The 4,092-nt window shown below is 73.5% G+C and carries 4 protein-coding genes; 2 read left to right on the forward strand and 2 right to left on the reverse strand.

From position 1 onward, the window contains the following. Positions 1-53 precede the first annotated feature (53 nt). Positions 54-725 (reverse strand): response regulator, encoded by a 672-nt coding sequence (locus ACFW1A_RS39195; protein ID WP_380418248.1) that lies wholly within the window; start codon positions 723-725, stop codon positions 54-56. Then, entirely contained in the window at positions 726-1,610 is an 885-nt protein-coding gene (locus ACFW1A_RS39200) for a RecB family exonuclease (protein ID WP_380418250.1), read from the reverse strand. A 199-nt stretch (positions 1,611-1,809) separates the two neighbouring features. On the opposite strand from ACFW1A_RS39200, the gene ACFW1A_RS39205 reads away from it, so the two are divergent. Both ACFW1A_RS39205 and ACFW1A_RS39210 read left to right on the forward strand, forming a co-directional pair. Further along, the gene (locus tag ACFW1A_RS39205) at positions 1,810-3,021 is read left to right on the forward strand and encodes a site-2 protease family protein (protein ID WP_380418252.1); all 1,212 of its coding nucleotides are present in this window, start codon (positions 1,810-1,812) and stop codon (positions 3,019-3,021) included. Between the two features lie 44 nt (positions 3,022-3,065). Beyond that, positions 3,066-4,022 carry a tRNA (adenine-N1)-methyltransferase gene (locus ACFW1A_RS39210; RefSeq protein ID WP_380418254.1) on the forward strand — a complete coding sequence of 319 codons (957 nt, stop codon included), beginning with the start codon at positions 3,066-3,068 and terminating at the stop codon, positions 4,020-4,022. The last annotated feature ends 70 nt before the right edge of the window (positions 4,023-4,092 follow it).

The raw sequence follows: 4,092 nt of genomic DNA on the forward strand, positions 1-4,092 counted from the left end.
GGCCGCCACCGAGCAGGTGGCGGCCCCGGGCCCTCGGTCGTGCGCGGCCGGCGCTACAGCGCGCCGGGGCGCACCAGCCCGCTCTCGTAGGCGAAGACCGCCGCCTGCACCCGGTCGCGCAGCCCCAGCTTGGTCAGCACGTGCCCGACGTGGGTCTTCACCGTGGTCTCGCTGACGAACAGCTCGGCGGCGATCTCCGCGTTGGACAGGCCCTTGGCGACCAGCCGCAGCACCTCCATCTCGCGCTCGGTCAGCGTGTTCAGCGCGGGGGAGGGGGTCTCCTCCCCGGTCGGCAGCCGGGTGGCGTACATGTCCAGCAGCCGACGGGTGATCGAGGGCGCCAGCATCGCCGCGCCGTCGGCCACCACCCGGATCGCCTGCACCAGTTCGTCGGCCGGCACGTCCTTGAGCAGGAAGCCGCTGGCCCCCGCCCGGAGCGCCTCCACCACGTACTCGTCCAGGTCGAAGGTGGTCAGCACCAGCACCTTCACCGGGCCGTCCCGACCGGGGCCGGCGATCCGGCGGGTCGCCTCCACCCCGTCCATCCGGGGCATCCGGATGTCCATCAGCACCACGTCCGGCTGCAGCGCCCGCACCTGCTCCAGCGCCTGCTGACCGTCCCCGGCCTCGCCCACCACCACCAGGTCGGACTCGGCCTCCAGGATCATCCGGAAGCCGGTGCGCAGCAGTGGCTGGTCATCGACCAGCAGCACACGGATCGTCACCTACGACTCCTTGCTCGTCATCCTCGTCACACTCTCCGGCGACGCCGCCCGCTGCACCGGCAACGGGTACGGGGGCGGCGTCCCCCCGAACTCCGGACAGCTGGCCTGGTGGTCGCACCAGTCGCAGAGCCGGTTGCGGGTGGCCGGAAACTCCCCGGTGGCCACCGCGCGGCTGATCGTCTCCCAGAGTGCCAGCAGTTTGCGCTCCACCGAGCGCAGGTCCGCCTCGTCCGGGTCGTACGTCACGACGTCCCCGCCGCCGCCCAGGTACACCAGCTGGAGCCGCTTGGGGATCACACCCTTCCAGCGCCAGACCACCAGGGCGTAGAACTTCATCTGGAACATCGCCTTGCCCTCGAAGTCCCGCGAGGGCGCCCTGCCGGTCTTGTAGTCCACCAGCCGCACCTCGCCGGTGGGCGCCACGTCCACCCGGTCGATGTAGCCGCGCAGCCGCAGGCCCGACTCCAACTCCGTCTCCACGTAGAGCTCGCGCTCCACCGGGTGCAGCCGGGTCGGGTCCTCCAGCCGGAACCAGCGCTCGGTCAGCTTCTCCGCGTCGGCCAGCCAGCCCGCCAGCTCCGCGCCCTCGGGATCGTCCGGGAAGAGCTCGACCAGCTCCGGGCGCTCGGTGCGCAGCCGGTCCCACTGCGGGCGCAGCAGGCCCAGCGCCCGCTCCACCGTCCGCTCGGCCGGCGGGTGGTCGAAGAGCCGCTCCAGCACCGCGTGCACCAGGGTGCCCCGGGTGGCCGCCTTGCTGGGCGGCTCCGGCAGCTTGTCGATCACCCGCAGCCGGTACAGCAGCGGGCAGGTCAGGAAATCCCCGGCACGGGAGGGGGAGAGCCCGGTCGGCGGGACGGCCCGGCGCTCGGTGTCGGTCTGCGGCATACCCATGACCCTAGGGGGTCCGGCTGTCATCCGGCTGTCAGACCGCCGGTATACGAGCGGGCCGAGCCGCGCGGAACGGGTATGAACACTGGTGTGGAGGGGGGATCCCGCCATCCGCTGACTAGATCACGTAGCGTGGGCAGCCACTCGGCGCCACGGCCGGGGCAGCAGGCGGGGACGACGACCTGAAGGGGTCAGGGTGAGCGACACCACAGGGCAGCAGGCCTCGGGGCAGCAGCCGACGCCACCGGGGCGGGCCCCCAAGGAGCCCGAACGCCCCGGCGGCGGCATCCTGATGGGCCGTCCGTTCGGCGTGCCGATCTACGTCACCCCGACCTGGTTCCTGATCGCCGCGCTGATCACCTGGCTCTTCGGCAACCAGCTCGACGGCGTGCTGCCCGAGCTCGGCTACACCCGCTACCTGGTCGCCTTCTCGTTCGCCGTCGCCTTCTACGCCTCGGTCCTGGTGCACGAGCTCGCCCACACCCTGGTGGCGCTGCGCTACAAGCTCGGGGTGCGCCGGATCCAGCTGCAGTTCTTCGGCGGCGTCTCCGAGATCGAGAAGGAGGCCGAGACCCCCGGCCGGGAGTTCTGGCTGGCCTTCGTCGGCCCGCTGCTCTCGCTGGTGCTCGGCGGCATCTGCTGGGGGCTGACCGAGACCGTCCGGCTGGCGACCGTGCCCGGCGTGCTGCTGGCCGGCCTCACCGTGTCCAACCTGGTGGTGGCCGCCTTCAACCTGCTGCCCGGCCTGCCGCTGGACGGCGGGCGGATGCTGCGCGCGGTGGTCTGGGGCATCACCAAGCGCCCGATGAGCGGCACCCTGGCCGCCGCCCGGGCCGGGCGGGTGCTCGCCATCGTGGTCCTGTTCGGCCTGCCGGTGTTCGCCGCCTCGCGCGGCGGCGGCCCCCGCTCGGCCGGCGACTCGCTGCTGGACGCGACGCTGGCGGCGGTGCTCGCCGTGGTGATCTGGAACGGCGCCGGCAACGCGGTGCGCAACGCCCGGCTCAAGGAGGCGCTGCCCACCCTGACCGTGCGCGGCCTGACCCGGCGCGCCGTCTCGGTCGCCGCCGACACCCCGCTGGCCGAGGCGCTGCGCCAGGCCCGCGAGGCCCAGGCCGGCGCCGTGGTGGTGGCCGACGGGCACGGCGAGCCGATCGCGCTGGTCAAGGAGGCCGCCGTGCTCCAGGTCCCCGAGCACCGGCGCCCCTGGGTGGCCGCCGGGGCGCTCGCCCGCTCGCTGGAGCCCGGCCTGCGGCTGGCCGCCGACCTGGACGGCGAGGAGCTGCTCGCCGCGCTGCGCACCACCCCCGCCAGCGAGTACCTGGTCCTGGAGGCCGACGGCAGCGTCTACGGCGTGCTCGCCGTCGCCGACGTGGAACGCCGGTTGAGCGCCGCGCTGACCCGCCGCTGAGCGGCTGGTCGGGCGGACCCCGGCGCCCCTATAGGATTGTCCGCATGTCCGAACCGACCGGTGCCACCCGCAGGCGGGGGCCATTCAAGGTCGGGGACCAGGTTCAGCTGACCGACCCCAAGGGCCGTCACTACACGTTCACGCTCGAGGCCGGGAAGAACTTCCACACCCACAAGGGTGCCTTCCCGCACGACGAGCTGATCGGCGCCCCCGAGGGCACCGTGGTGCGCACCACGGGCAACGTGCCCTATCTGGCGCTGCGACCCCTGCTCCCCGACTACGTCCTGTCCATGCCGCGCGGAGCGGCCGTGATCTACCCGAAGGACGCGGGACAGATCCTGGCCATGGCCGACATCTTCGCCGGCGCCCGCGTGGTCGAGGCCGGCGTCGGCTCCGGCGCGCTCTCCACCTACCTGCTGCGCGCCGTCGGTGACACCGGCATGCTGGCCTCCTACGAGCGCCGCCAGGACTTCGCCGACATCGCCCGCGGCAACGTCGAGCGGTACTTCGGCGGCCAGCACCCGGCCTGGAAGCTCACCGTCGGCGACCTCCAGGACAACCTGGTGGAGACCGACGTCGACCGGGTCGTCCTGGACATGCTGGCGCCCTGGGAGTGCCTGGACGTGGCCGCCAAGGCCCTGGTCCCCGGCGGCCTGCTCTGCTGCTACGTGGCCACCACCACCCAGATGTCGCGCACCGTCGAGGCGCTGCGCGAGCACGGCTGCTACACCGAGCCGCAGGCCTGGGAGACCATGGTGCGCACCTGGCACCTGGAGGGCCTGGCCGTCCGCCCGGACCACCGGATGATCGGCCACACCGGCTTCCTGCTCACCAGCCGCCGGCTGGCCGACGGCGTCGAGCCGCCGCTGCGCCAGCGCCGCCCCGCCAAGGGCGCCTACGGCGAGGACGGCGACAACGACGCCCCCAAGATGTCGTTGGCCGAGCGGGCCGCCGCCCGGGCCGCCGCCAAGGCCGCCACCCCGGCCATCCAGCTGGACTGAGGACCGGTCGGACCGACCACGACACCGCGGGGCCCGTCGGATTCCGACGGGGCCCGCGGCGTCCCGGGCC

It is taken from the genome of Kitasatospora sp. NPDC058965 (assembly GCF_042741245.1).
Lineage (GTDB): Bacteria > Actinomycetota > Actinomycetes > Streptomycetales > Streptomycetaceae > Kitasatospora.